The sequence below is a fragment of the Streptomyces sp. NPDC005863 genome (assembly GCF_042871345.1).
Lineage (GTDB): Bacteria > Actinomycetota > Actinomycetes > Streptomycetales > Streptomycetaceae > Streptomyces.
Map to the genome: position 1 here is coordinate 1 of NZ_JBIAII010000013.1, position 26,593 is coordinate 26,593.

At 68.8% G+C, this 26,593-nt stretch carries 25 protein-coding genes; 13 read left to right on the plus strand and 12 right to left on the minus strand.

All coding sequences use genetic code 11. The features are described 5' to 3' along the window. Positions 1 to 164: 164 nt before the first annotated feature. Positions 165 to 788, minus strand: a complete 624-nt coding sequence (locus tag ACFYO9_RS32900) for a TetR family transcriptional regulator (RefSeq protein WP_358778570.1) — start codon at positions 786 to 788, stop codon at positions 165 to 167. Between the two features lie 120 nt (positions 789 to 908). Here ACFYO9_RS32900 and ACFYO9_RS32905 point away from each other — a divergent pair, with 120 nt between their 5' ends. After that, positions 909 to 1,901: an aldo/keto reductase gene (locus ACFYO9_RS32905; protein ID WP_358778571.1), complete on the plus strand. Its 993-nt coding sequence runs from the start codon at positions 909 to 911 to the stop codon at positions 1,899 to 1,901. Between the two features lie 53 nt (positions 1,902 to 1,954). Here the strand turns inward: ACFYO9_RS32905 and ACFYO9_RS32910 are convergent, their stop codons facing one another. The 4 genes from ACFYO9_RS32910 to ACFYO9_RS32925 all read right to left on the minus strand — a co-directional run bounded on the left by ACFYO9_RS32910 (position 1,955) and on the right by ACFYO9_RS32925 (position 6,864). Next, positions 1,955 to 2,875 carry a phosphatase PAP2 family protein gene (locus ACFYO9_RS32910; protein WP_358778572.1) on the minus strand — a complete coding sequence of 307 codons (921 nt, stop codon included), beginning with the start codon at positions 2,873 to 2,875 and terminating at the stop codon, positions 1,955 to 1,957. Between the two features lie 7 nt (positions 2,876 to 2,882). Next, positions 2,883 to 3,839: a hypothetical protein gene (locus ACFYO9_RS32915; RefSeq protein ID WP_355816406.1), complete on the minus strand. Its 957-nt coding sequence runs from the start codon at positions 3,837 to 3,839 to the stop codon at positions 2,883 to 2,885. Continuing rightward, the gene (locus ACFYO9_RS32920; RefSeq protein ID WP_355816409.1) at positions 3,836 to 4,177 is read right to left on the minus strand and encodes a helix-turn-helix transcriptional regulator; all 342 of its coding nucleotides are present in this window, start codon (positions 4,175 to 4,177) and stop codon (positions 3,836 to 3,838) included. The genes ACFYO9_RS32915 and ACFYO9_RS32920 overlap by 4 nt, the downstream gene beginning before the upstream one ends. Positions 4,178 to 4,278: 101 nt before the next feature. Further along, entirely contained in the window at positions 4,279 to 6,864 is a 2,586-nt protein-coding gene (locus ACFYO9_RS32925; RefSeq protein ID WP_388666795.1) for a transglycosylase domain-containing protein, read from the minus strand. A 215-nt stretch (positions 6,865 to 7,079) separates the two neighbouring features. Here ACFYO9_RS32925 and ACFYO9_RS32930 point away from each other — a divergent pair, with 215 nt between their 5' ends. The 4 genes from ACFYO9_RS32930 to ACFYO9_RS32945 are packed head-to-tail and all read left to right on the plus strand — an operon-like array spanning position 7,080 to position 10,341. Continuing rightward, positions 7,080 to 7,901, plus strand: a complete 822-nt coding sequence (locus ACFYO9_RS32930) for an ABC-2 family transporter protein (protein WP_358778573.1) — start codon at positions 7,080 to 7,082, stop codon at positions 7,899 to 7,901. A gap of 49 nt (positions 7,902 to 7,950) precedes the next feature. After that, a complete protein-coding gene (locus tag ACFYO9_RS32935) occupies positions 7,951 to 8,715 on the plus strand; it encodes an ABC transporter permease (protein ID WP_388666818.1) in 765 nt (254 codons plus the stop codon). 6 nt (positions 8,716 to 8,721) lie between these two features. Next, positions 8,722 to 9,690 (plus strand): ABC transporter ATP-binding protein, encoded by a 969-nt coding sequence (locus tag ACFYO9_RS32940; protein WP_355816414.1) that lies wholly within the window; start codon positions 8,722 to 8,724, stop codon positions 9,688 to 9,690. 9 nt (positions 9,691 to 9,699) lie between these two features. Beyond that, the gene (locus ACFYO9_RS32945) at positions 9,700 to 10,341 is read left to right on the plus strand and encodes a DUF1707 domain-containing protein (RefSeq protein WP_358705559.1); all 642 of its coding nucleotides are present in this window, start codon (positions 9,700 to 9,702) and stop codon (positions 10,339 to 10,341) included. Positions 10,342 to 10,603: 262 nt separating this feature from the next. Here ACFYO9_RS32945 and ACFYO9_RS32950 read toward each other — a convergent pair whose 3' ends face one another. After that, positions 10,604 to 11,926 (minus strand): SGNH/GDSL hydrolase family protein, encoded by a 1,323-nt coding sequence (locus tag ACFYO9_RS32950; RefSeq protein WP_358778575.1) that lies wholly within the window; start codon positions 11,924 to 11,926, stop codon positions 10,604 to 10,606. 251 nt (positions 11,927 to 12,177) lie between these two features. Here ACFYO9_RS32950 and ACFYO9_RS32955 point away from each other — a divergent pair, with 251 nt between their 5' ends. From ACFYO9_RS32955 to ACFYO9_RS32965, 3 genes are all read left to right on the plus strand, one after another. Beyond that, positions 12,178 to 13,680, plus strand: a complete 1,503-nt coding sequence (locus ACFYO9_RS32955; protein ID WP_358778576.1) for a DUF445 domain-containing protein — start codon at positions 12,178 to 12,180, stop codon at positions 13,678 to 13,680. Between the two features lie 251 nt (positions 13,681 to 13,931). Beyond that, entirely contained in the window at positions 13,932 to 15,401 is a 1,470-nt protein-coding gene (locus tag ACFYO9_RS32960; RefSeq protein WP_355816426.1) for an MFS transporter, read from the plus strand. Positions 15,402 to 15,484: 83 nt separating this feature from the next. Then, a complete protein-coding gene (locus ACFYO9_RS32965; RefSeq protein WP_358778609.1) occupies positions 15,485 to 16,462 on the plus strand; it encodes a helix-turn-helix domain-containing protein in 978 nt (325 codons plus the stop codon). Positions 16,463 to 16,604: 142 nt separating this feature from the next. On the opposite strand, the gene ACFYO9_RS32970 is transcribed toward ACFYO9_RS32965, so the two are convergent. From ACFYO9_RS32970 to ACFYO9_RS32985, 4 genes are all read right to left on the minus strand, one after another. Further along, on the minus strand, positions 16,605 to 16,907 hold the full coding sequence (locus ACFYO9_RS32970; protein ID WP_358705551.1) for a hypothetical protein: 303 nt from the start codon (positions 16,905 to 16,907) through the stop codon (positions 16,605 to 16,607). 82 nt (positions 16,908 to 16,989) lie between these two features. Continuing rightward, complete coding sequence (locus ACFYO9_RS32975) at positions 16,990 to 17,505, minus strand: nucleoside deaminase (protein WP_358778577.1); 516 nt, start codon at positions 17,503 to 17,505, stop codon at positions 16,990 to 16,992. 124 nt (positions 17,506 to 17,629) lie between these two features. After that, on the minus strand, positions 17,630 to 17,836 hold the full coding sequence (locus ACFYO9_RS32980; RefSeq protein WP_355816433.1) for a DUF397 domain-containing protein: 207 nt from the start codon (positions 17,834 to 17,836) through the stop codon (positions 17,630 to 17,632). After that, the gene (locus tag ACFYO9_RS32985) at positions 17,836 to 18,681 is read right to left on the minus strand and encodes a helix-turn-helix transcriptional regulator (protein ID WP_355816436.1); all 846 of its coding nucleotides are present in this window, start codon (positions 18,679 to 18,681) and stop codon (positions 17,836 to 17,838) included. The genes ACFYO9_RS32980 and ACFYO9_RS32985 overlap by 1 nt, the downstream gene beginning before the upstream one ends. A 213-nt stretch (positions 18,682 to 18,894) precedes the next feature. Here ACFYO9_RS32985 and ACFYO9_RS32990 point away from each other — a divergent pair, with 213 nt between their 5' ends. Beyond that, entirely contained in the window at positions 18,895 to 19,527 is a 633-nt protein-coding gene (locus ACFYO9_RS32990; RefSeq protein ID WP_358778578.1) for an ATP-binding protein, read from the plus strand. A 28-nt stretch (positions 19,528 to 19,555) separates the two neighbouring features. Here ACFYO9_RS32990 and ACFYO9_RS32995 read toward each other — a convergent pair whose 3' ends face one another. Beyond that, on the minus strand, positions 19,556 to 20,290 hold the full coding sequence (locus ACFYO9_RS32995; RefSeq protein ID WP_388666798.1) for a helix-turn-helix domain-containing protein: 735 nt from the start codon (positions 20,288 to 20,290) through the stop codon (positions 19,556 to 19,558). Positions 20,291 to 20,601: 311 nt separating this feature from the next. Between ACFYO9_RS32995 and ACFYO9_RS33000 the strand changes: the two genes are divergently transcribed. The 3 genes from ACFYO9_RS33000 (at position 20,602) to ACFYO9_RS33010 (ending at position 24,627) form a co-directional block, all read left to right on the plus strand. After that, positions 20,602 to 21,285, plus strand: a complete 684-nt coding sequence (locus ACFYO9_RS33000) for a hypothetical protein (protein WP_358778580.1) — start codon at positions 20,602 to 20,604, stop codon at positions 21,283 to 21,285. 103 nt (positions 21,286 to 21,388) lie between these two features. After that, a complete protein-coding gene (locus tag ACFYO9_RS33005) occupies positions 21,389 to 22,804 on the plus strand; it encodes a transcriptional regulator (protein WP_358778581.1) in 1,416 nt (471 codons plus the stop codon). Continuing rightward, positions 22,801 to 24,627 carry a DEAD/DEAH box helicase gene (locus ACFYO9_RS33010; RefSeq protein WP_358778582.1) on the plus strand — a complete coding sequence of 609 codons (1,827 nt, stop codon included), beginning with the start codon at positions 22,801 to 22,803 and terminating at the stop codon, positions 24,625 to 24,627. The genes ACFYO9_RS33005 and ACFYO9_RS33010 overlap by 4 nt, the downstream gene beginning before the upstream one ends. Here ACFYO9_RS33010 and ACFYO9_RS33015 read toward each other — a convergent pair. Further along, on the minus strand, positions 24,624 to 25,661 hold the full coding sequence (locus ACFYO9_RS33015) for a DNA (cytosine-5-)-methyltransferase (protein ID WP_358778583.1): 1,038 nt from the start codon (positions 25,659 to 25,661) through the stop codon (positions 24,624 to 24,626). The genes ACFYO9_RS33010 and ACFYO9_RS33015 overlap by 4 nt on opposite strands. Before the next feature lie 124 nt (positions 25,662 to 25,785). Here ACFYO9_RS33015 and ACFYO9_RS33020 point away from each other — a divergent pair, with 124 nt between their 5' ends. Next, entirely contained in the window at positions 25,786 to 26,502 is a 717-nt protein-coding gene (locus ACFYO9_RS33020; protein WP_355816456.1) for an HNH endonuclease, read from the plus strand. The last annotated feature ends 91 nt before the right edge of the window (positions 26,503 to 26,593 follow it).

Consider the following 26,593-nt stretch of genomic DNA (forward strand, 5'->3'; position numbering starts at 1 on the left):
GGCGACAACGCGGAGCGTTGGCAACCGACGACAACGCCGCAGGTCGGCGTGGCAGGCCCCGCGCCCGCGACAAGATCCGCCGGACAGGCCCTAGGCCACTGCGTTCGGAGCAAGCGGGCGTCGGTCCGGGTGTGCCGTCGGCTGAGGACGCCGGCCCGGGGACCTCAGCGCGCTCGGGGGAAGAGCCGCTCGACCGCGGTCACCACCGCTGCGCGGCGGGCGGCGGTGGTGGGGTCCGCGGCGTGTGCGGCGGCGGCCATGCGGAGTTCGGGCTGGGCCGCCCAGGTCATGGCGATCTGATTGACCAGGGCGAGGACATCGGCCGGGTCCCAGGCGGGGTCGAGCTGCCCGGCCTGCTGCACCTCGCGGAGCTGGCCGATCTTGCGGGCGATCGCTGCCTGGGTGGGATCGTCGGCGACGGCCGCGGTGCCCGGCAGTTCGAGGCGGCCCCAGGTGATCAGGCGGTGGTGGTCCGGGCGGGCGACGAAGTAGTCGAACAGGCGGCCCGCGTAGCCGGGGAGGTCGGACGGGTCCAGCTGGGTGGCGTCGGCGATGACGACGTACTCCCGTGCGGCCACGGCGGCATAGAGCGCCTCTTTGCCGCGGAAGTAGGCGTAGACGCGTTCTTTGCTGGTCCTGGCGAGCTTGGCGACGCGGTCCACGCGGGCGCCGGCGATGCCGTGGCGGGCGAACTCCTCCATGGCGGCGGCAAGGATGCGCTCGCGGGTGTCGCCACCGGCGGAGGCTGCGGGCGCTGCGGTCTGGCCGGAGTCGCGGGACGGGGACATGGCTCCAAGAATAAAACACCGAACCGTTCGGTTTGGCATCGCGGGCGGTTGACCCGTATGGTCAAACAGAACGGTTCGGTTTGACCTCCGCAACCGGCGGCACACTGAGGGAGTGAACTCATGCAGCACCGCAATCTGGGCTCTCAGGGTCTGCGCGTCTCGGCGCTCGGCCTGGGCATCATGGGCATGTCCATGGCCTACGGCGCCTCGGACAAGGACGAGAGCATCGCGACCATCCGCCGCGCCCACGAACTCGGGATCGACTTCTTCGACACCGCCGAGCTGTACGGCTCCGGTGCCGGCAGCAACGAGATCCTCCTGGGCGAGGCGGTCGAGGAGTTCCGCGACGAGGTGGTCCTCGCCACCAAGTTCGGCTTCGACATGACGGCCGAGCCGCTGGGCTCCGGCTTCGACAGCCGCCCGGAGAACATCCGCAAGGTCGCCGAGAACAGCCTGCGTCACCTGCGGAGCGACCACATCGACCTCTTCTACCAGCACATCTCCGACCCCGCCGTCCCGGTCGAGGAGGTCGCCGGCGTGGTCGGTGAACTGATCGCCGAGGGCAAGGTGAAGTACTTCGGCCTGAGCAACGTCGGCCCCCACTACATCCGCCGGGCCCACGCCGTCACCCCGGTCTCCGTGCTCCAGTACGAGTACTCGCTCTTCGAGCGGGAGGTGGAGGAGAAGATCCTTCCCGTGCTGCGGGAACTCGGCATCGGCCTGGTGCCCTACTCCCCGCTCGGCCGCGGTTTCCTCGCGGGCCAGATCAAGCCCGCCGGCGCATACGCGGCGGATGACATGCGCAACTGGGACGAGCGCTGGCAGGGCGAGAACCACACGTACAACGTGCACGCCGTCGAACAGCTCAAGAGTCTGGCCGACGCCTTGGGCGTCACCACCGCCCAACTCTCGCTGGCCTGGCTGCTCGCCCAGGGCGAGAACGTCGCACCCATTCCCGGCACCCGCAGCGCCAAGCGCCTCAAGGAGAACGCCGACGCCCTCGATGTCCGGCTCTCCGCCGCCGATCTGGCCCGCATCACCGAGATACTTCCCCACGGCTCGGCAGGGAGCCGCTACCCCGCTGCGCTACTGCACAGCTTCACCACGGACTGACCCGCGCCGTGTGACCGGACCACGGGAGGCCTGCCGGGAGGCCTGCCGTGTGGTCAGTCCCGTGCGGGACGTGTGCGGCGTGCGGCGTGTGCGGGCCACCCGACTGCGGCGTACCAGACCAGGCCCGCACAGAGGAAGGCTGTCGCCGCGGAGACCAGGGACCTGGTGAGGGTGTCGGGCCGTGTGCCGGACACGACGGCGACGATCAGTGCCGACGCCAGGGCGACGACATGCAGCGTACGAGGGCTCCGCATGGCACCCGGCGCGGCGGCCGGCGGCAGCAGCCAGGTCGCGAGGCCGTAGCAGGCACAGGCGAGCAAGGTGGCTCCCAGCACTTCGCTGGGCCGGTGGCCGCCCATGGTCGCGGTGGCGGCGGCGATGCAGGCGAGCCACAGCACACCGGCCGTGGCGACGTAGGGGCGGATGCGGGGGGAGACCACGAGGACGGCGGCGAGGGTCAGCGCGGCGGGGATGACCGTGTGCCCGCTGGGAAAACCCTGATCAAGGAGATTCTCGGGCGCGCCCACCAGATCGGGGCGGGGCACGGTCGATTTGAACACCTCCTTGCCTCCGATCGCGAGAAGGGCGACCCCCAGCGCCGCGCACCCCTGCCGCCAGCACCGCCGCACCAGGGTGAGGACCACGATGACGGCCAGGCCCACCAGCACGGTGGGCTGGGCGCTCAATTCCAGCGGCGGCAGGGGCGTCGAGCCGTAGGCCGATCCCGACAGGGGATAGATCCATGCTGCTTCGCCCCCCTGTATGCCGAGACCGAACACGGCGTTCTCGGCTCGTTGCCCCCACGGGGTGCAGACGGCGAGCAGGTAGACCGTCAGGAACCCCAGGGAGTACAGCAGGGCCGGCGTCCACGGCCGTGTCGTGCGCGACGGGCCGGTGTCGGCGGGGGCCTCGGGCGCCTGCTTCGAGGCCCCCGGGCGGTGTGCGGGCAGGGACAAAGCATCGTGCTGAGTCATCGCTCTCCTATTCGGTGCGTGCCAGTCCCTGCCGGCGCTGGGCAGTGAACGCCAGGGCGGGGAGGGGTGCGGTCAGCAGGATGAGGACGACCAGTTCCGGGAAGGACTGCATGAAGGCGTCCGGCCGGACGACGATCGCCTGCGTGCGGATGATCGCGACCGCTGCGACGGGGATCAGCCACCGGTGGTCGCCGGTGGCGTCCGTCGCCACCCATGCCGCGATCAGCGCGGCGACTTCAAGGGCGAACAGGCCGCGCTGGAAGGTCGGACTGACGGAGATGACGTGCAGGCTCCCGGCGACGAACAGGGCGAGCACGAGAGGGGCCAGCCAGCGGTACGAGCGGCGTCGCAGACGGCCGGGACGGCAGAGCGCCAGCACGGCGCACGCGGCGCACAGTGCCCCCGAGAGCGCCAGGTCACGGGCCGTGATCGGGGTGCCGAGACCGTAGTAGCCCAGGCCCGCCTTGCCCTCGTCGCCGAAGAGGATGCGGCCCTGGGACGTGGCGCCGGCCCAGATCATGGCCGCCGCGGCCGGCAGCGCGATCCACGCTCTGCCCCGCAGCAGGGCGATCAGGCAGACCAGCGGGAGCAGCCCGTAGGGCAGCAGCCGGATCCGCGTGGGACCTTCGGCCCACGGGTACCAGCCGGAGAAGCGGAAGGCGATGGCGTGCTGTCCGGGGTCGATGTGCAGCGCCCAGTGCCACACGTCCTGCAGGTAGGGGACCAGCGCCAGCGCGGCGAGAACGAGGGCGGCCATGTGGATGCCGTCCAGCCACCACGGCCGCGTGGTGTCATCGGCGGTGGCACGGGCGCGGGCCTGCACCCCGGCGCGCATCAGGGCGGCGACTTCCCGCGGCGGGGGCCAGGAGCGGCCGGGATACGCATCGGCCAGGCAGGCCAGCACCTCCTCCCCGTGCCGGGAACGGTAGGGCTCGGGATAGGCCGCGAGCAGCAGGCGCTTCATGCCGGGGCCGCTCCGGCATTCCGCGCGCGTCCGATGACGACGGCCGCCGCCCGCTGCATCCGCAGCGCCTCCTTGCCGAGCGCCTCGGTGCCGGCCTCGGTGAGGCGGTAGTAGCGCCGCGCCCGCCCCTCCACGATCTCTTCGCCGCCGGGGGCCACAAGACCGGCCCGCTCCAACCGCTCCAGCGCGCCGTAGAGAGTGCCGACAGCGATCCGGAGCCGCCCGTCGGTGGCCTGCTCGGCGGCCTTGATGATGCCGTAACCGTGCAACGGGCCGTCCAGGAGCGCAGCGAGGATGAAGTACTGCGGCTCCGTCAAGGGCGGATTCTGTTTGGTCATGGCCCGAGCATATATCGAGCTACGAAATATATCTGCCAGTCGTGGACGGTACGGCAGCGTCCAGCGGCCCTCGCAGCACGGCAGCGTCCAGCTGCCCCCACTTACCCGTCCGTGATGCCGCCCAGCGCGCCCCCGTCGTCCGTGCCGCCGTCAGGGGAGCCCCCGGTGTCGGTGCCGCCGTCCGTGGGGCCGCCCTGGACGCCTCCGTCGGTCGGGCCGCCGTCGACGGTGCCGCCGTCCGTGGTGGGGCCGCCGTTGTTCGCGCCGCCGTCGGGGCCACCTGTCTGGCCGCCCGTCCGGCCGCCGTCCTGGCCGCCGTTCTGCTGGCCGCCGTCGGCGGTGCCGCCGGTGTCCGGGCCGCCGGTCGTCGTGGTGCCGCCGGTGTCCGGGCCGCCGCCGCTGTCGGTGCCGCCGTCCGTGGTGCCGCCGGTCTCCTGATCGCCGGTGTCGCCCGTGCCCGGGTCGGTCGGCGGCACCGACTCGTCGGAGCCCTGCTCCACCTCCAGGTCGAAGTCCTTGACCGGCTTGCCCTCCAGGGCGGCCTTGGTGAACTGCGCCCAGACGCGCGCCGGGTAGGCGCCGCCGTTGATGCGCTGCTCGCCGAGCGCCCCGTACAGCGGGGTGTGGGCCCCGGTCTCCGGGTTCTGGCCCATCACCGAGACCACCGTCGCGAGCTCGGGGGTGTAGCCGGCGAACCAGGCCGCCGTGTCGTTCTCGGCGGTGCCGGTCTTGCCCGCGGCGGGGCGGCCCGCGCCCTGCGCCGCCGTGCCGGTGCCGCCCTGGACGACGCTCTGCAGGATCGAGGTGGTGGTGTCGGCGGCCTCGCGGGTCACCGCCTGCTCGGTCTTCTGCTCCGGCAGCTCGATCTCCCTGCCGTCCCGGGTGATCTTCTCGACGAGGGTGTACGTGCCGTGCTTGCCGTGGTTGGCCAGCGTCGCGTACGCCTCGGTCATGTCGAGGACGCTCGCGGTGGAGGGGCCGAGCGCGATCGAGGGGGAGGCGTTGAGGTCGGGGGTGTCCTTCGGGACGCCGAGGTCGATCGCGGTGTCCTTGACCTTGTCGGAGCCGACGTCGACGGCCATCTGCGCGTACACCGAGTTCACGGACTTGTCGGTGGCGGTGCGGACGCTGATGTCGCCGTAGTCGACGTTGTCCTCGTTCTCGGGGGCGTACGAGCCGCCGCTCCAGCCCTGCACGGGGCGCTTGTTGGTGCCGTCGTACACCGTGTTCGGGGTGATGGGGCGGCCGTCCTGGGTGACCGAGCCGTTCTGCACGGCGGAGGTGAAGACGAACGGCTTGAACGTGGAGCCGACCTGGTAGTCGCGGCGCGTGGCGTTGTTGACGTACTGCTTGGTGTAGTCGATGCCGCCGTACATCGCGACGACCTTGCCGGTCGCCGGGTCGATGGAGGCGCCGCCCGCGCGGACGTTGCGGTCGGCCTTGCGGGCGTCCTTGTCGACCTTGTCCATCACCTGCTCGTCGACGGCCTTCTTGAAGGCGTCCTGGCGGTCCTTCTCCAGGGTCGTGGTGATGCGGTAGCCGCCCTTGGCGAGGGTGTCCTCGTCGATGATGTCGTTGCCGGTGAGGTAGTCCTCGACGGCCTTGACGACATAGCCGCGCTGGCCGGAGAGGCCCGCCGCGCCCTTGGCCGCGTCCGGCTTGGGGAACTTCGCCTTGGCCCGCTCGCCCTTGCTGAGCCAGTCCTCCTTGACCATGCCGTCCAGGACGTAGTTCCAGCGGCCCGCCGCACGCGGCTTGTTCTCCGGGTGGGTGGCGACGTCGTAGGCGTTGGGGGAGTTGAGGAGGGTGGCGAGGTAGGCGCCCTCGGCGGTGGAGAGGTCCTGGACGTTCTCGCCGAAGTAGGCCTGCGCGGCGGCCTGGATGCCGTACGCGTTGCGGCCGAAGTAGCTGGTGTTGAGGTAGCCCTCCAGGATGTCGTCCTTGCTCACCTCGCGGTCCAGCTTGATGGAGATGAAGAACTCCTTCACCTTGCGGCTGACCGTCTGCTCCTGGCCCAGGTAGTAGTTCTTCACGTACTGCTGGGTGATCGTGGAGCCGGACTGCTTGCCCTTGCCGGTGACGGTGTTCCAGGCCGCGCGGATCATCGCCTTCGGGTCGACCGCGGACTCGCCGTAGAAGTCGCGGTCCTCGGCGGCGAGCACGGCGTGCTGCACGGTGAGCGGGATCTGCTTGAGCGGCACCTTCTCGCGGTTGACCTCGCCGTCGCGGGCGATCTGGCTGCCGTCGGAGTAGAGGTAGACGTTGCTCTGCTTGGTGGCCGCCTTGTTGGCCGGCGGGATGTCGACCAGCATGTAGCCCGCCATGAAGGCGCCCACGACCAGCAGGATCAGCAGGATGAAGCCGCCGAGGACCATGCGCCAGGTCGGGAAGATCCGCCGCCAGCCCTTGCGCTTGGGCCGCTTCGGCTTCTTGTCCTTGCCCTTGCCGGGCTCGGCGCCGTCGGCGCCCTCCGCGCCGTGACCGGCCCCGTCGCCACCGTCACCGCTGCCGCCGCCCGTGCCCGCGCCCCCGTCACCGGCCTTGTCCCCCGCGGCGCCGGCACCGCCGTCTGCGGCCGCCGTGCCCCCGGGTGTGTCCGGCGGCGCCCCGGCGGGCGTGTCCTGCGGCTCCCTGGGCGCCCAGCCCTGGCGCCCGGCAGGACTCTGCTGCTGCGGCTCGTCGCTCATGTTGTGCGGAACTCCCGGTCTGCTTCGTACGTCCAGTACGCCTCGTACACCCCATGGCGCCCCATGGCCCCCCGTGCCCACCCATTGCACACCCAGTCACAGACGTTCGTGACCAGGCACGCGCCCCCGTGCCGAAAACGCGTGGCACGGGCGCCCCGATCGCACTAGGCTCCAGCGCTTTGGCCCGGTTCGGGACGAAGCCCCCGGTGAAAGGGATGCACGTGCGCGCAGGACGGTTCCGTTTGTACGCGGCCGTCGCCGGGGGTGGGTTCCGCCGCTACTCCACGTATCGGGTCGCGACCGCCGCCGGCGTCTTCACCAACTCCGTCTTCGGCCTCATTCTCGCCTACACCTATGTGGCCCTGTGGGACGAGCGTCCGGGGCTCGGCGGCTACGACCAGTCCCAGGCGCTCACCTACGTCTGGCTCGGCCAGGGCCTGCTCACGGCGATGGCGCTGATGGGCGGCGGCTTCGAGGGCGAGCTGATCGAGCGGATCCGCACCGGGGACATCGCCGTCGACCTGTACCGGCCCGCCGACCTGCAGCTGTGGTGGCTCGCCGCCGACCTGGGCCGCGGCGGCTTCCAACTGCTCGGACGCGGTGCGGTGCCGATGGCCTTCGGCGCCCTCGTCTTCGATCTGACCGCGCCGTCGGACGTGCTGCGCTGGCTGGCGTTCCTGCTGGCCGTCGCGCTCGGCGCGCTGGTCGGCTTCGCGATCCGCTATCTGGTGGCGCTCTCCGCGTTCTGGCTCATGGACGGGGCGGGCACCCTGCAGGTGTCGATGCTCGCGGGCACCTTCTTCTCCGGGATGCTGCTGCCGCTGAACGTCTTCCCCGGCGCGCTCGGCGAGATCGCCCGCGCGCTGCCCTGGTCGGCGCTGCTGCAGCGGCCCGCCGACGTGTTCCTCGGCCACACCACCGGTACGGGGCTCCTCGGCACGTACGCCTTCCAGCTCGGCTGGGCGGCGGTGCTGCTCGCGGCCGGTCGTCTGGTGCAGGCCGCGGCCACCCGCCGGGTGGTGGTGCAGGGTGGCTGACCTGCGACAGGTGCACGAGGGGCTGCGCGCCTACCGGCTGATCTCCGCCATGTGGATCCGCTCCCTCATGGCCTACCGGGTCTCCTTCGCGCTGACCGCGTTCGGCAACTTCGCGGTGACCGCGTTCGACTTCGTGGCGATCCTGCTGATGTTCTCCCAGGTCGACCGGCTCGGCGGCTACGGACTGTCCGAGATCGCCTTCCTGTACGGCGTCTCGTGCACCGCTTTCGGGCTCGCCGACCTCTCCATGGGATCCATGGACCGGCTGGGCCGGCGGGTGCGCGACGGCACGCTCGACACGCTCCTGGTGCGGCCCGCCCCGGTCATCGCCCAGGTCGCCGCCGACCGCTTCGGCCTGCACCGCGTCGGCCGCCTCACTCAGGGCGCGGCGGTCCTCACGTACGCGCTCGTGGTCCTGGACGTCGACTGGAGCGTGCTGAAGGTCCTGATGGTGCCGATGATGCTGCTGAGCGGCACCGCGATCTTCGCCGCCGTGTTCGTGATGGGCGGCGCCTTCCAGTTCGTGGCGCAGGACGCGGCGGAGGTGCAGAACGCCTTCACGTACGGCGGCACCACCCTGTTGCAGTATCCGCCGACCGTCTTCGCCAAGGACCTGGTGCGCGGCGTCACCTTCGTCCTGCCGCTCGCCTTCGTCAACTGGCTGCCCGCGCTGTACGTGCTGGGCCGGCCCTACCCGCTCGACCTGCCGGTCTGGGTGGCGTTCGCGCCGCCGCCGGTGGCCGCCGGATGTCTCGCCCTCGCCGGACTCGCCTGGCGCGCCGGCCTCCGCTCGTACCGCAGCACCGGGAGCTGAACAGTCGTGGACGACACCCCCCTCATCGAACTCGACGGCGTGGAGAAGGTCTTCGACGTACGCAGGAAGACCGGCTTCCTGCGGCGCGAGCGGCACCAGGTGCGGGCCGTCGACGGGATCTCCTTCACCGTGCCGCGCGGGGAGATGGTCGGCTACATCGGGCCCAACGGCGCGGGCAAGTCGACGACGATCAAGATGCTGACGGGCATCCTCACGCCCAGCGGCGGCCGGCTGCGGGTCGCCGGCATCGACCCCTCCCGCGAGCGCGGCCGTCTCGCCCGGCGCATCGGCGTCGTCTTCGGCCAGCGCACCACGCTCTGGTGGGACCTGCCGCTGATCGACTCGTACCGCCTGATGCACCGGATGTACCGGATCCCCGACGCCCGGTACGCCGAGAACCTCGACCGGTGCGTCGAACTCCTCGAACTGGGCGCCCTGTTGGACGTGCCGGTACGTCAGCTCTCGCTCGGCCAGCGGATGCGCGGCGACATCGCGGCGGCGCTCCTGCACGATCCGGAGGTGCTCTACCTGGACGAGCCGACGATCGGCCTCGACGTGATCAGCAAGGCGAAGGTGCGCGGGTTCCTGCGCGACCTGAACGCGGAGTCCGGCACGACGGTCCTGCTCACCACGCACGACCTGACCGACATCGAGCAGCTCTGCGAGCGGGTGATGGTCATCGACCACGGGCGGCTGATGTACGACGGTCCGCTGGCGGGCCTGCACGAGGTGGGCGAGAGCGAGCGCACCCTCGTCGTCGACCTGGAACGTGAACTCCCGCCCATCGAGATCGAGTCGGCGCGGGTGGTGAAGGTGGAGGGGCCGCGCCAGTGGCTCGCCTTCCCCGCCGCGGACTCGGCGGCTCCGCTCGTCGCGCGGGTCGCGGCCCGCTACCCGCTGGCCGACCTCTCGGTCAGGGAGCCCGACATCGAGGCGGTCATCGCGAAGATGTACGCGGAGAAGCCGACCTCGTAGGCTGCCGGTATGAGTGACGAACTCCCCGACCTGCGGGCCTCGGACGCCGACCGCGAGCGGGTCGCCGAACAACTGCGTGACGCGCTGGCCGAGGGCCGCCTCGACATGTCGGAGTTCGAGGAACGCCTCGACGCGACGTACAAGGCCCGTACGTACGGGGAGCTGGCCCCGCTCACCCGCGACCTGCCCGCGCACGGCGCCAAGGTGTCGGTGGTGAAGAGCGGGGCCAGCGACGACCCCGCCGCCATCGACTGGAACGAACGGCTGGTGACCGGCGAGCCCTCGTCCACGTTCGGCGTCGCCGTGTGGAGCGGCTTCAACCGCAAGGGCGGCTGGGTGGTGGGCCGGCAGTTCACCGGTTTCGCGCTGTGGGGCGGCGGCGAGATCGACCTGCGCGAGGCGCGGTTCGCGGAGCGGGACGTCGAGATCCGCTGCTTCACGATCATGGGTGGCCTGCATGTGACGGTCCCGCCGGACATGACGGTGGTGGTCAAGGGCTTCGGCCTGATGGGCGGCTTCGACGACAAGGCCACGGGCGAGGGCACACCGGGCTCCCCACGCGTGGTGGTCAAGGGCTTCGCCCTGATGGGCGGAGTAGGCGTGGACAGAAAACGCCGCAGAGCGGACCGCCTCCGCAAAAAACTGACCTGAGCGGGCCAGCCTTCAAGGCGCCGGGGGAGATGTCTCAGGGGCGCGGCGAAGGCTTGTAGGGGCGCGGGGAACTGCGCAAACCGAGCCACGGGTGGCGGCGCGGGAAAGGCTTTTAGGGGCGCGGGGAACTGCGCAAAAAACCGAGCCACGGGTGACGTGTGGTGCACGAGCGGCGAGCCGGAGTCTGACCTGAAGGGGCGCGGGGAACTGCGCGACAAGCCCCCACACCCCCGCAGACAAAGCACCCCGCCCCCCGGCAAGGTCAAAGCTGGGCGGCCGCCGACCCCTTGAGCTGAGAAAGATTGAACGCCTCAGCCATCCGCCGGAACCCCGCATCGGACGGATGCAGATGATCCCCCGAGTCGAACTGCCCCCGAAGACGCCGCAAGTCGTACGGATCCCGCAACGCCCGGTCGAAGTCCACGAACTCGTCGAAGACCCGCCCGGAGCGGATCCGCTCGTTCACCGCCTGCCGCACGCCCTCCAGGGCGGGCTCGTACCCACGGTGCCCGCCGAACGGCATGAGCGTCGCCCCGACGACCCGCAGCCCGCGCGTATGCGCCTGCCGCGTCAGCTCCTGGAGCCCCTCGACGATGCGGTCGGGATCGTTCTGGTGCGGGTTGCGCAGGATGTCGTTGACGCCGAGCGCGATCACGACCGCCTTGACGCCCGTGCGGTTCAGTACGTCCCGGTCGAAGCGGGAGAGCCCGCTCGGGTTGACCGCGGGGTTCCCGCGCCCGTCGGAGAGGATGCGGTTGCCGCTGATGCCCTGGTTCACGACGCCGTAGCGCGGCGCGCCCGGCTCGTCGCGCAGCCGGTCGGCGAGGACGTCGGTCCAGCGGCGGTTGGCGCCCATCGTGGAGGAGATGCCGTCGGTGATGGAGTCGCCGAAGACGACGACCGTGCCGTCGGTCTCGTTGCTGAGCACGTCCACCGCGGACAGATAGCGCCAGTACGGGCTCTGCTCGGTGTACGCGTCGCCCAGCTGGTCCTCGGTGCGGTCACCGTCGGCGACGTAACTGATCTGGCGGGCGTGCGGGTGGTAGGTGACCGGGCCCGACGGGGTCGGCGAGTACGTGGTGACGAGCAGGTCCTGGTCGTGCGGGACGCGCAGCCGGGCCGCGTCGCTCAGCACCTGCTGCCCCGGCGGGATCACCACCGAGGTGTTGCCGTCGAAGGTCAGCCGGCGCAGCGTGCCCGCAGCCGCGGCCGGGTTGTTCGACGCGGAGGCGAGCGCGATCGAGGCGTGCGTGATGCTGAGCGGCGTCGTGCCGTACAGGTTCGACAGGGTGATGCGGGCGCTGGTGCCGCCGACGCTGGTGTGCACGACGTTGCGGATCGAGCGGCCGGCGAACCCCTTCTGCTCCGTGCCCGGTTCGGCCCCGGCGGGGGACGCGGACCAGGAGCCGACCCAGGCGCCGGACGAGGCGGGCGCGGCGGAGTTGCGGGGGGAGCGCCCACCGGCGCTGATGGAGTCCTGCGAGCCGTCGTCGGTACCGGCGACGCCGACGTATATGGCGGCGGAAATCACCACTATGACCGCGATGACCGCGGCGAGAAGGGCATAACCGTGTCGCTTGGTCATGCGGGCTCTTTCTCCTCGGGCAGGGGGAGCCCCGAGGCTCCGGTGTGATCACCCCATGATGCGGCATGGGCCGTGAGGCGGCCGACACTGCCCCCCTCCGTCCTGTGAGACGCCGGGAACTTGTCGTCCGTTCCAGGAGTCGGTCAGGAAGGGGCGTAGAACACATGGCGTGGGGACAATCGGGACACGAGAGGTGGCACGGCGAGGAAACCACGCGGACGGGTACGACGCGAACGGGCCAGGTGGAGTGAGTGAGACGCACAGACGCGGAGCAACCTGCTGAACCGGACGGGGAGGACGCGGGCGGACCGGGCGAGAGGGCGGCGAGAGCTGCCCGGACGGATCGGGCGGCGGGGTCCGGGGGAGAGCATGCCCGCGCGGGCGGCCGCTCAAGCGATGACCCGTTCGGAGCAACGGATCCCCCGGCCGGCGGCCCGGCCGCACCGTCCCCCGATCCTGCCCCCGCCTCCACCCCTGTCTCCACCCCCGGCGGCCTCACCTACAGCCCCGCAGACGAGGAGAAGCGGCGCGGCGTGCGCCGCATGAAGGCCACGGCGACGGGACTGCTCGTCCTGGTCGCCGTCGTCTACGTACTGGCGAAATGGGCGCAGCACTCCGGCGCGGGCGCCTGGGCGGGGTACGTGGCGGCGGCCGCCGAGGCCGGCATGGTCGGCGCGCTCGCCGACTGGTTCGCGGTGACGGCGCTCTTCCGCCACCCGCTCGGCCTGCCCATCCCGCACACCGCGATCATCCCGCACAAGAAGGACCAACTGGGAGCCTCGCTCGGCGACTTCGTGGGGGAGAACTTCCTCTCCGCCGACGTCGTACGGGGCCGTCTGCACGCGGTGGGCATCGGTGGCCGCCTCGGCACCTGGCTCGCCGACCCCGCGCACGCCGACCGGGTCACCGCCGAACTCGCCACGGCGCTGCGCGGCGCCCTCACCGTGCTGCGCGACTCCGACGTGCAGGCCGTCGTCGGCGAGGCCATCACGCGCCGCGCCGACGCCCAGGAGATCGCCCCCGGCATGGGCAAGATGCTGGAGAAGGTCGTCGCGGACGGCGGCCACAAGCGGGTCGTCGACCTGGTCTGCGTCCGCGCCCACGACTGGCTGGTCGAGCACGGCGACTCGGTGATGGACGCGGTGCAGGGCGGCGCGCCCGGCTGGACCCCGCGGTTCGTCGACAAACGGGTCGGCGAGCGCGTCTACAAGGAGCTGCTCCGCTTCGTCACCGAGATGCGGGACATGCCGGGCCACCCGGCGCGCGGCGCCGTCGACCGCTTCCTCGCCGACTTCGCGGCGGACCTGCAGTCCGACTCGGACACCCGCGCGCGCGTGGAGCGCCTCAAGCGGGAGATCCTGGCGCGCGGCGAGGTGCAGGACCTGATCGCGTCGGCCTGGTCGTCGGTGCGCGCGATGATCGTGGCCGCCGCCGAGGACGAGCGCAGCGAGCTGCGGCTGCGCGTGCGGGCCTCGCTCCTGTCGCTGGGCGCGCGGATGGCGACGGACGGCAGGCTGCAGCGGAAGGTCGACGGCTGGGTGGAGGGCGCGGCGGTGTACGTGGTCACGACGTACCGCACCGAGATCACCTCGCTCATCACGGACACGGTGGCGGGCTGGGACGCGGAGCACACCTCGAAGAAGATCGAGGCGCACATCGGCCGTGACCTGCAGTTCATCCGCATCAACGGCACGGTGGTCGGCTCCCTGGCCGGGCTGGCGATCTACACGGTGTCGCGGCTGCTGGGGGCGTAGCGGGCGTACGGGGGCGGTGGGAGGCGCGCGGGGGGCCGGGCGCGCCTCCCGTACGGCGGCGGGCCCGGGATTCCCGCCCGGGACGTACGACCGCCGCGCGGGACCCGTACGACCGCCGCGCGGGACCCGTACGACCGCCGCGCGGGACCCGTACGACGGCTGTACGGCCCTCCCGCCGCGCGTGAGACCGCGATTGCCGGGCACTCTGGAGGAGCCCCTGGGGAAGCGCCACGGGGCTCCCGGGAGGTGCCATGACCGCAGCCCACGACACGTCGACCGTCACCACGGCCGTGCCCGCCCGCCTGGACCGGCTGCCCTGGTCCCGCTGGCACTGGATGATCGTCATCGGCCTCGGCACCGTCTGGATCCTGGACGGCCTCGAGGTCACCACCGTCGGCAACATCGCGAGCCGGCTCTCCGAGGACGGCAGCGGCCTGGCGATCAGCTCCGCCCAGATCACCGGCGTCGCGGCGGCCCTCTACGTGGCGGGCGCCTGCGTCGGCGCGCTGTTCTTCGGCTGGCTCACCGACAAGTTCGGCCGCAAGAAGCTCTTCATGGTCACCCTCGCGGTCTACCTGTGCGCGACCGCCATGACCGCGCTCTCCTTCGACGCCTGGTGGTTCTTCCTCTTCCGCTTCCTGACCGGCTTCGGCATCGGAGGCGAGTACGCGGCCATCAACTCGGCCATCGACGAGCTCATCCCGTCCAAGTACCGCGGCCGCGTCGACCTGATCATCAACGGCAGCTACTGGCTGGGCGCGATCGGCGGCTCGCTGCTCTCCGTCCTCATGCTCAACACGGACATCTTCCCCAAGGACCTCGGCTGGCGGCTCACCTTCGCCCTCGGCGTCGTCCTCGGCCTGGTGATCCTGCTCGTACGCCGGCACGTGCCGGAGAGCCCGCGGTGGCAGTTCATCCACGGGCGCGGCGAGGAGGCGGAGGGCCTGGTCTCGTCGGTGGAGCGGGAGATCGAGGAGGAGAAGGGCGAGCGGCTGCCGCCGCCGGAGCACGAGATCACCATCCACCAGCGCAAGAGCATCGGCTTCGGGCTGATCGCCAAGACGGTCTTCCGCGACTACCCGAAGCGGGCGATCCTCGGCCTGTCGCTCTTCATCGGCCAGGCGTTCCTGTACAACGCGATCACGTTCGGCTTCGGCGCGATCCTCACCAAGTTCTTCGACGTCCCGTCGGGCAGGACGGGTTACTACTTCGCGGTGATCGCGGCCGGCAACTTCCTGGGCCCGCTCTTCCTCGGCAAGCTCTTCGACACGGTGGGCCGCCGCATCATGATCTCGTCGACGTATCTGCTCTCCGGTGTCCTGCTCTTCGGCACGGCCTACCTCTTCGACCGCGGTTCGCTGAACGCGGAGACGATGACGGCCTGTTGGTGCGTGGTGCTGTTCTTCGCGTCGGCGGGCGCGAGCAGCGCGTACCTGACCGTCTCCGAGATCTTCCCGATGGAGACCCGCGCCATGGCGATCGCCTTCTTCTACGCGATCGGCACGGCGGCCGGCGGCATCAGCGGCCCGCTGATCTTCGCCGACCTGACCGAGTCGGGCGTGGTCGGCGACACGGTCCTCGCCTTCCAGATCGGCGCGGGCCTGATGTGCGCGGCGGGTCTTGTGGCGGCGGCGTTCGCGGTGAAGGCGGAGCGGCGGTCGCTGGAGGACATCGCGGCGCCGCTGTCGACGGCATCGGAGCCGTCGTCGCGTACGACGTGAGTACGGGGCGTACGGGGCGCGGTGGTCGTGGTGGTCGTGGTGGCCACCGGGTGGCGGTGCTGGTGCGGGACGGCGTGCTGCCGATGGAACTGGGGCTGGTGCACCAGCTGTTCGGCGGGGCGCGTGGCCCGTCGGGGGAGGGCCAGGCAGGGGAGCGGGCGCCGGGGGAGCGGCTGTACGAGGTGCGGACGTGTGCGGTGGACGGTCCGCGCGAGATCCGTACGGACGCGGACTTCCCGATCGGTGCCCCGCACGGGGCGGAGGCGCTGCGGTGGGCGCAGACGGTGATCGTCCCGGCGTCGCACGAGGAGGACGAGTCCCTGGCCCCCGGAACCCTGCCGGCCCAGCTCGCGCGGGCGCTCGACTCCCTGGGCGGCGGCGGGGTGCGGCTGGCGTCGATCTGCACGGGGGCGTTCGTCCTGGCGGCCGCGGGCCTGCTGGACGGCCGCAGGGCGACGACGCACTGGCTGTCGACGGACCTGTTCGCCCGTACGTTCCCGGCGGTGACGGTGGATCCCGACGTCCTGTACGTCGACGAGGGCCGGATCCTCACCTCGGCGGGGGAGGCGGCGGGCGTGGACCTGTGCCTGCACATGATCCGCGAGGACCACGGCGCGGCGGTGGCGGCGGACGTGGCACGCCGCACGGTGGTGCCGCCGCACCGGGAGGGCGGCCAGGCGCAGTACATCCAACGCCCGGTGACACAGGAGAAGTTGACGTCGACGGCGGCGGCGCGCGCGTGGGCCGTGGAGCACCTGCACGAGCCGCTGACGCTGGGCGAGCTGGCCGCGCGCGTCTCGATGAGCGTACGGACGTTCAACCGCCGCTTCCGCGAGGAGACGGGCCTGACCCCGATGCAGTGGCTGACCCAGCGCCGGGTGGACCGGGCCCGCGAACTCCTCGAAGCGACGGACCACACGGTGGACCGCGTGGCGACGGAAACGGGCTTCGGCACGGCGTCATCGCTGAGGCAGCACTTCGTGGCGGGGGTGGGGGTGCCGCCGGCGACGTATCGGGGGACGTTCAGGGGTGGGCGGGGCGAGGTCGATGGGAGGGGGTGAGGTGGCCCTCGCACTGGTGGCGGCCCCGCGGTCGGAGCTGACGTTGGGGGGCTGACGGGGTTGGCCCCCGTACAGACCTCCCGCCCGGAACCGGCTCCAGCCTCCCCCCGTCAGGCCCGTCAGGCCCGTCAGACGTCAGACGTCAGGCGCGACGGTCGGCGAGGGCCCAGGAGGCGGCGGCGACGCCGGCGGCCACCCCGAAGACGGCGGGCCAGGCGCCGACCTTCTTGGCGAGCGGATGCGATCCGGCGAACCCGGCGACGTAGGCGGCGGAGAGCGCGGCGGCGGTCTTCCCGCCGGCGGCCTCGCGCCACTGCCGTGCGGCCACGGTCCCGGCCGCGGCGAGCACGACTCCGCCGAGGGGCCGCTTCTTGGTGATACGGGCGGTGGTGTACCCCCCGATGAGCCCGCCCGCGGCCACCGCTGCTGCCGGAATCTTCGCCATGATTGGTCCGCCTCTCGGTGATACGTCCATGTTGTCTATGGGGTGAGGCTAACGCGGAGCGAGGAGCCGCAGGGAGGCGGGTTCAGAGCTTCGACTCGGTCGGCCCGGGCTGGCGGTTGGCCCACGCGGCGAGCACGCCGACGGCGTCCGAGCGAGCCGCCCCTTCGACGGCGACCTCGTCCACCAACCGCCGCTCGGCGTTGGGCAACGCAAGCTCACGGTAAAACTGCAGGTCAGGGTGGCCATGACGGGCGGCATCGTACCGATCGGCGGCGTACACGAGCCGCGAGATCCCGGCCCAGTAGCAGGCGGTGAGACACATGGGACAGGGCTCACAACTGGAGTAGAGCGTGGCCCCCTCGATGAGATAGCCCCCGAGCCGCCGCCCGGCATCCCGCAGAGCCATGACTTCGGCATGAGCGGTGGGATCACAAGCCTCGACAACGGAATTGACCCCAAACCCCACAACTTCCCCGCCCAGCACGACGAGAGCACCAAAGGGCTTCTTGACACTCCCGTCGTCGAGGGAGCGGCGGGAGGCGGCGACGGCTTGGTCGAGGAACTGCCGGTCGTAATCATGCTCGGGGGCGTAAGGCAAGGGGTCTCCTCCTCATACATGGCGCCGTGTGTGTCCCATGGGTACCTGGTGCACGGCTGCGCCCATCCCATGCATAACGGTGCTGCACGAGGGCCGCGAACCGCGTCACCGCCACGACCGGAAGTCAGAGGCGGTCGGCGGTGCTCGCGACAAATTGCGTCCAGGGCAGCGAGGAGACGGAGAGGCGGGGTCCGTCAGCCCGCTTGGAGTCACGTATGAGGACACCTCGGGGAAGGAAGGCCGCCTCTACACACTCAGTGGTGTTGCCCCCGCTGTAGGAGGACTTGAACCACGGGAGCGCAGCGTCGGACGGAGGCACTACAGCAGGCATTACAGCTCCTTGCGAACGCGTCGGATCATGGAGGAAGAGGCTTCCACGTCCAACGCTTGTGCGCGGAGGTAATCGAACGCAAGTCGGTAACGCTCCAGTTCCTCCTCCTTCTCCAGGAAAAGTGATCCGGTGTGGAGGTCGACGTAGACGACGTCCAGAGCAGGTTCGGTGCCGCCGATGATCACGAAGCTGCCGAGCGCGGCGGAGTGAGCCCCTTTAGAGAAGGGCAGGACCTGAAGTGTGATGCCTGGAGCCTCGTTCGCTTCGAGCAGTCGCCCGAGCTGCTCTTTCATGACAGCGGGCGAGCCCACGACGCGGCGGATGACGGACTCGTCGAGGATCGCCCACAGCCCAGGAGGACTCGGCCGGTTCAAGATCTCCTGACGCTTCATGCGGATGTCCACGAGACGTTCCATCTCCGTCGGGTCGAGGCGCATCTCGTTGGCCTGCTGGACCGCGGTCGTGTAAGCGCGTGTCTGCAGCAGCCCAGGAACGTAGACGCAGGAGAAGTGCTCCTCTCGTACAGCCTCGTTCTCCAGGGTGAGCAGCAGATTCATGCTTTCGGGAATGGAGTCGGTGAAGGACCGCCACCACCCCTGCTGTTTTGCATCTCTGGCAAGGGCGACAACCGCCCGTTGCTCGGCTTCCGTTGCCGAGTACTCACGACATAGGGCGTCAACCACGAGCCACTTGACCGGGCCGGCTTGCGTCTCGTACCGGCTGACCGTCGCCTTGGACACCCCAACGAGAGTGCCGGCTTCCTCAAGAGTCAGGCCCTTGCGAGCGCGCAGCTTGCGCAACATGGCGCCCAACTGGCGTCGACGTGTGGTGGTCCGTACGGACATGCAGCTCCTCCCCTGAGGCCCGGCGGTCGGTCCTGAAGGCGCAATCAGGCTATGTGGAGGCCGAGTTGACCTGCTGAGGATTCACTCGATGGATTCTCGTGAGAAGTTACACAGTGAGACTTCTCCGTGCCATGCTCGTAGCAGTTCGCTACATGGCGTAGCCGTACGGATACGGCGGGCGCAGCGCTGTGTGGCCTAGGAGGGAACCTCTCCATGAGCATGTACGAAGAGGGCGAACGGCGACTGAGCTGCGTCGTGCCATTTGACGCGGTGCCCACGGAGCTCTACCTGCTTCGCGAGGAGGTGAAGCGCAATTTGGAGCGATGGGGAGCATCAAGCGTCGCGGGTGAGGCCGGACTGGTCGCCACTGAGCTGGCGACGAACGTCATCAAGCACGTGGGAGAAGGGGTGGCGGCCATCCTGGTCCTTGAGGCGAGAGGCGACCGTCTCCGAGTGGAGGTGCACGACGAGAGTCGCGATGTGCCGACGCTGCGCGTGGCGTGCACGGAAGCTGAGTGCGGACGCGGCCTCCACCTGCTGGCCTCGATGTGTGAGGAGTGGGGCACCCGACTTACCGCCGGTGGCAAGGCCGTGTGGTGTGAGCTCTCTCTTGAGCCGGCACGGCACTGCATGCGCGTACGGCGCGCTCAACTGATCCTCGAAGAGTATCGGCGCTTTACCAGTGGAAGCTCGTCCTCCGTGCCGACGTCCGCCGTTCTCGAGGGGTCAGTCACGGACATGATCGCCGACCTGCTCCACTGGCTGGCAGCGCAAGGGGGCGATCCGGAAGAGGCACTCGAACGGGCACAGATGCACTTTGCAGCGGAGGCCGACGCCGTGGCGTAGGTGGCTCGCCGGCACTGGTGGCAACGGTCTACTGGTCCGTGCGGATGGCCGTCAGTATGGCTTGCGCGTCGGCTACTTGACCTTCATCGATCAGCGCGGCGGTGATGTTGACGGAAGCCTGGATGTCCGCACGATTCGCGGCGGCGTTAAGCATGGCCTCCGCCCCGTCGTCCGCTCCGGCGTCCCGATATGACGCTATGGCGTGAGGGAACTCTCGCGAGGCGAGACTGTTGCCCTTCGCCCAGACGATGAATTGCGCGTCCCGGAACCTGCCCGCCGCTACGTGGCTGAGGTAGGCCGCGATGTCGGCGGCGTGAGTGTTGTCGGCAGGGTGCCGGTCCCCCTCGTGCGGGGGGACCGGCACATCTGTCTGTGTCGTCGGGGTCGCAAGTTTGCGGTGGGCGAGCCGAAGCCGCTTCATGCGGCGTCGCTTGCGAAAGGCTGAGTAGGCCGGCTGTTGCGTGGGCCGTGTTGCCGTAGCCGCGATAGCGGCGTTCGCGGCTGAGGGAGCGATGCGCTGAGCGCGAGCGGCGTCGCGGAGCTGGAGCAGGTAGGGGAGCGTGTGCGGCAATGCCTGTGCCGAAGTCCGCTGAGCCTCGTCTTCGAGGACCTTGTAGATCCTCTCCAGTTTCCCCACGTCCGGCACCCGTCTGCCGGTGCTGTAACAGGACAGGCTGGACTGACTGACGCCTGCCCGCTTGGCGATTGTGTCCTGAGTGAGGCCCACGGCGGTCAGTACGCCGCGCAGGGCCTCCAGGAACACCTCGCTGGGTAAGGGCAGGAGAACAGCGCCATCCTGCTGGGGAAGGCTCCCCGCAGATCTCGTCGCCATATATGAGCCAGCCTTCCGTATGGCGTGGGCGTCTGAGTGGACCCTCCATACTCCTGGAGCAAGTGGCATCTTGAGTAGGCGTTTCGGCCATTGCGGACGTGCAATATATGGCGTCAGTGCAATTCCTTGGCATCGCTGGCTTTCTCGCCCCTGTCTGAGCAAGGCTTCTGGTGTCGCAGACCGGCGGAACTCCCTGCTGCTCGCGGCCCAGGTGGACCCAGCACAAGGATGAGGGGTACGAGGTGAACATGCCGTCATGGACTGACCCGAAGCTCGGCACCATGAAGCGCGCCGGCTTGTGGCTGGTGACTGTGGTGGGCGAAGGGAACATCTTCACCAAGGAAGAAGTGAAGGCCGCCTTCCCAGGGGTCAGTCAGGCTGATCGCCGAGTACGTGACCTGAGGGACCACGGCTGGCAGATCAATACCAACCGTGAGGACGCCTCCCTCGGCCAGCACGAGCAGCGTTTCGTGAAGCAGGGCGAGCCTGTGTGGCAGCCGGGCAAGGGCACGCGCCCCGGCACTGCGATCACTCAGACCCGACGGCGCGAAGTCCTCGCCCGGGACGGGCACTTCTGCCGGTCATGCGGCATCGCGCCGGGTGAGATCTATGCCGGCACCTACGAGTCCGCACAGATCGACATTGCTCGCCGGACGGTGCGACAGGCGAACGGCGCTGAGACGACGGAGCTCGTCGCTGAGTGCAATCGCTGCCGGGTAGGCGGCCGCGGTGCTGTGACGGATCTGGGGGAGATGCTGAGGCGCGCCGAGGGCTTGAGCAGCTTGGAACGCAGGGTGCTCTCGGGCTGGATGGACCGCGACCAGCGTGAGTTCAGTCCGGCGGAGGCATTCTGGGCCGACTACCGGACGCTTCCGGAAGAGTCGAGGGCGAAGGTTCGCGATGCCCTGAAGTCGAGGGCTGAGTAGGGGCCACAAACCCATGATGGCCCGCGGGGTCACGCCTCCTTCCCCCGGGAGGGAGGCGGCCTCGCGGTAACAGTAGTGAATCTGACGCTTGTGAGGAGATCTGGTGCGCAAGGACTTTGGCCGACCGCCGCTGGCGGATGAGAACAAGGCACGGGTCGAAAAGAGGTTGAAGGAAATCGCGGGCGGGAACGCCGTGAGGGAGACGCTCACCATCGAGTGGCGGACGCAACCGCTCTCCGTCGAGGTCATCGACATGCCGGTGGAGGAGCTCTACTACAACCCGGGAACACACCGTATCCGCGCCCAGCGGGACCACGAGCCTGACCGCGACAAACTTCTTGAGCAGAGGCCCTGGGCGCCAGAAAGCCAGGACTACTTGCACTATCTGTTGCAAATGCTGCCGGCGGACCCTTCGAAGAAGGACCCCGACTTCGACGATCTGATGGAAAGTCTCCGCTCCTACCGTCAGAACGAACCAGGTCTCATCACGCGGGACGGCATTCTGGTCAACGGCAACACCCGTCGTGCGGCCCTCAAGGAGCTGGGTGTCACGAACATCCGGGTGGGTGTACTCCCGGAGTCGTGCACTTGGGATGACATCAACGCCGTGGAGCTCTCGCTCCAGCTCCGACCGGACCAGCGCCGGGACTACTCCTACATCAACCGATTGCTGGCCATGGAGGAGCAGCAACTTCTGGGCCGACCACTGGCTGATGTGGCAAGGGAGTTCCGTATCCGTGCTAGCACATGTGAGCAAGACCTGTGGATTCTCTCCTGCCTGCGCGACCTCATCGAGCGGTCAAGTGACGGAGGTGCTCAGCTGCGGCTGCTGGATTTCGAGCAGCACCAGGAGAAGCTCCGGGAGCTGTACCGCCGGTACGCCAAGGAATCTGCGGCAAACAAGGAGAATGCAGAGGTCCTGAAAGAGACCCGGCTCACGGCAATCGTCCTGGGGTTCTCAAAGACCGACGTGCGGCTGATCGAACCGGACTTCAGGGGACGGTACTTGGACAGGAGATTGCCGGATGGGATGAAGACGCAGGCCGCTGCTCCGACCGCAGTGGCCATCCCCGGGCTTAACCGGACTATGAAGCCGGCCGCTCCGCAGATTGCCCAGGCTAAGGCTCTGACGGACACCATTCTGAAAGCGAAGGCGGTCGAGGCCGAAGAGGACGGTCTTCTCACCGAACGAAGTAGGACGGCAACGGCAACGTTCGCCGCGGCACGCAAGGCCGTTGAGGAAGCACTGGAACCGGCAGGCAAGGATGCTCGCGTGCGTAAGCGTAAGCAGGCGGCACAGGACCGCATCACCGACGCCTGCCAGGACATCGAGCAGTGCATCACCGATCTCACGCTAGCCAAGGCTTCCGGAAGCCTCGACGAGGAGGCCTTCGATGAGGCGGTCCTGAGTCTCCGCGAGACCCTGACGAAACTTGCGGTAGCGACCCAGCGCAGCATCAAGGCTCCAGGTGACGGTGTCTCCTGGCTCCGAGAATCGGTCAGGCAGGGGGGAGTGTGACCACCTCTGCCGAGCCGTCTCTGCGCATCTCTTCCGATGTCACCCGGACGCGTGCTGTTCTACGAGCGGCTCAGGGACGTGAAGGAGACTTCGCGAAGCTGGCGGCACGATTCCCCGCTGCCGGGCAGCGCACGCTGTTGTCTGTTGAGGTCGACCTCGATGACTTCCTCACGGGGCTTGAGGCCCTGGCCGTTTGGCCGTTCCCGGACGTCGAGTGGGACGATGAGCTGGCAACCCTCGTCGGCGGCGTGCTTGACGATGCCGAGCGTGCCGAGCGGTGGCTGGAGGACTCTGGAGCGGCCGACACCGTATCGCCGGACGCAGTCCTGGACCGGCTCGGTCCGGAGTGGCGCGCTGACCTGACTGACTTCCAGCGCCGCGACATTGCTCGTCTTCTGTCTTTGCAGCACGGTGCGAACTTCTCCGTTCCAGGGGCCGGTAAGACGCGTGTCGGTTTGGCCGTATTCGCCGCGATGCGGGAGCAGGGGAGTGTACGGAGGCTACTTGTCGTCAGTCCTAAGTCGGCGTACGAAGCGTGGGGTTACGAGAGCGCGGTGTGCTTCAAGGAACCCCTCACCACCCGGGTTATGAAGGGCACCCCCATGCCGGGAACAGATGTCCTGATCGTGAACTACGAGCGCCTCGACCGTTCTCTACCTGCTCTCGCGACTTGGCTGCGCGGTGCACCTTCGATGCTCATTCTCGATGAGGCGCACCGAATGAAGCTCGGGGCGCGCGGTATCTACGGCAGCGCCTGCATGGCACTTGGTCCGCTGGCCCGTCGGCGCCTCATCCTTACCGGAACGCCGGCCCCTAACGGCGCGCGCGACCTGGAGAACCTGCTGTCCTTCGTCTGGCCCGGGCATGGACGTCGCGTTGTGACCAACGCCGTAGCCGGTGGCGATCTGGGCCATGCGAGCACCGTGTTGCGGCCGCTTTTCACCCGCACCACCAAGAACGAACTCGGTTTGCCCCCGTTCGAGACACGTATCCGCTACGTCGAGTTGCCTTCGCTGCACCGGGAGGTTTATGACGCGCTCGTTGGCCGGTACACGGCTCGCGCTGAGGCCGGCCGGGAAGACTTCGACGCTCTGGGCAAGGCAATGTTGCGGCTCCTCATGGCTGCTACAAGTCCCGCCCTGCTCATGGAGGGAGAGAGCCGGTATGCCCCCCTCGACTATCGAGTTCCGCCCTTGGAGGTACCGCAGACGGACTCTCTCTACGCCCTGCTCAAGCAACTGCCCGACTATGAGTTCTCTCCGAAGTACAAGGAAGCGCTGAGCATCGTCGCAGAGAACGCTGCCCAGGGTCGGAAGACACTGGTGTGGACGACGTTCGTGCGCAGCCTCACCACGATGGAGCGGCTCTTCTCCTCCTATCAGCCGGCCGTGGTGCACGGCGGAACCCCTGACCGTGAGGAGCAGCTCAAGCGTTTCAGGGAGGATCCTGACTGTCACGTGCTGCTTTCTAACCCCGCGACCCTGGGGGAGGGCATCAGTCTTCACCAGGTCTGCCATGACGCCGTTTATGTCGACCGCGACTTCATGGCTGGCAGATTCCTGCAGAGCCTTGACCGCATCCACCGGCTGGGGCTCGAACCCGGCACTGATACACGAGTTACGGTCCTGGCCGCCGAGGGGACTATCGACGAAGTAGTAGCTTTGCGGCTGGAGGACAAGCTCGAATTCATGGGACAGATCCTCGACGATCCGTCCGTGCAGCAGCTCGCGGATTTGCAGGAAGAGCCATCGCTTGCGGCAGGCATGGACATGACCGATGTTCGGGCGCTGCTTCGACACCTGGAGTCACATGCTGCTAGTTAGGGCAGCGATGCGCCCTTCACGCTGCTGTGGAAGTGGACGCCGCTCTCGACTGCGCGGTCCGCGTGATTCAGGGCGTTCGCGACCTCGTGGCCGACCGCTTGAGCCACCGGCGGCGGAAAAGCATTGCCGACTTGACGGTATGACGATGTCTTGCCACCTGAAAATTTCCAGGTTGGCGGGAAGCCCTGCAAGAGCGCCATCTGTCCGATGGTCAGCTTCACCGGAAGTACATCACCTGGGGCGGGTGGAGCGTCAGCGACGCCGGATCCATTGACCCCGATCTCCGCCCATGCCTTCCGCGCGCGTGCAGGACCGAGATCTGGGCCGCCATGCTTCTTTGAGCCGCCGCACAGGGTGGGGGCGATCTTCTGGGCCTGCTGGGCCCAGAGATCTGCCAGTTCCCATCCTTGGGATGCCATTGACTCACGCAGAACACTCCCCACGTGCGATGGGCCGAACTCACGAGAGCTCACGTCCGGCCATTGGAAATGACCGAACTCGTGAGGCTCCAGGGCTACGAGGACGGCACGTGGACGCAGCTGAGGTACTCCAAAATCTCGCGCGTACAACAGTCGCCACTCCGCGGTGTACCCAAGCTCTGAGAGGGCCTGGACGATCCCGAGGCGGTAATCGGAGAACTTTTTCTGCAGAAGTCCCTTTACGTTCTCGATGAGGACGGCTCGCGGTCTGATTGCAGGGATCAGTGACAGCACGGACGGGAAGAGGTCGCGCTCGTCTTCAGCCCCCAACTGATGGCCGGCAAGTGAGAACGGCGGGCAGGGTACTCCCGCTGCAAGAAGAGCGACGGGCTGTAAGCCAGCGATGAAATCCGTGTCCAGGCTCCGGATGTCTGCCTCTGCGACATTCCAGCCTGGTCGGTTGGTGCGCAGAGTGCGGCACGCGTCCGCGTCAAGCTCCACCAGCGCTTCGTGACGAAAGCCTGCCTGCTCCAGACCTAGAGCCTGGCCTCCCGCGCCGGCGCAGAGTTCGAGGCAGGAGTAGCTGTCGGCGGCTTGATTCGGCTGGTACGCCATGGAAGAGAGTCCTTCGGCGGGAAAGATTAAAGGGTCTACGTCACCTTGCCGACACTTGCCGCGGCAAGTGTCGGCAAGCTATGTTTTGCCCGCAAAAGAGGGATGGTGCGGCCAGGCGTTCGACTTGGAGGTTCTTGTGCAGACCGGACCTGACTGGCGTGATGAGGCGCTCGGCACCCGTGTGAGGGTGGCTTTGTGGCTTCGGGATGAGGTCGGGGAAGGGCAGACGTTCAAGAAGCAAGCCCTGCGGGCCGCTGTCCCTGGCTCCGAGCAGGTGGACCGGCGTATGAGAGATCTGAGGCCGGCGGGCTGGGACATCAAGACCTACCGCGACAAGCCGAGCCTGCAATCAGACGAGCTCTATCTTGAGAGGATCGGCCTCCCTGTCTGGGAGAGGGAACACCGTGCGGCAGGACTGAGGCAGATCAGCGCGAAGACTCGGCGGTTCGTCTTCGAGAGGGACGGCCATATGTGCCGTCGTTGCGGTGTAGCCGCGGCTGAGGAGTATCCAGGTGAGCCTGGCTCCCACGCTCGCTTGACATTGGGGCATGTGAACCCGCACAAGTCAGGTGCTGGGGCGAACGCCGAGGACTTGATCACCGAGTGTGCTCGCTGCAACGAGACTGTGCGGCACCTGACCGGTACGCAGATGTCGCGTGAGCAGGTGTGGGACCGGGTCAGGGAGCTGCCAGTGCGGTTCAAGAAGGACTTGCTGGTGTGGATGGCGGCCGATGCGCGACCGCTGAGCGGGGCTGAACGTGCCTGGGGGATGTACCGGCAGCTGCCAGCGGAGTTGCGGGATGAAGTCAGGCGGGACCTGGAGGACCTGCTCAAGAGCTGACGAATCCCGCGAAAGCTGCAACGCGGGCCGGTTCCAGTGTCTGTGGATGCGACACTTGCGTGTCTGCAGCTACACCAACGGGAGGCGTTCG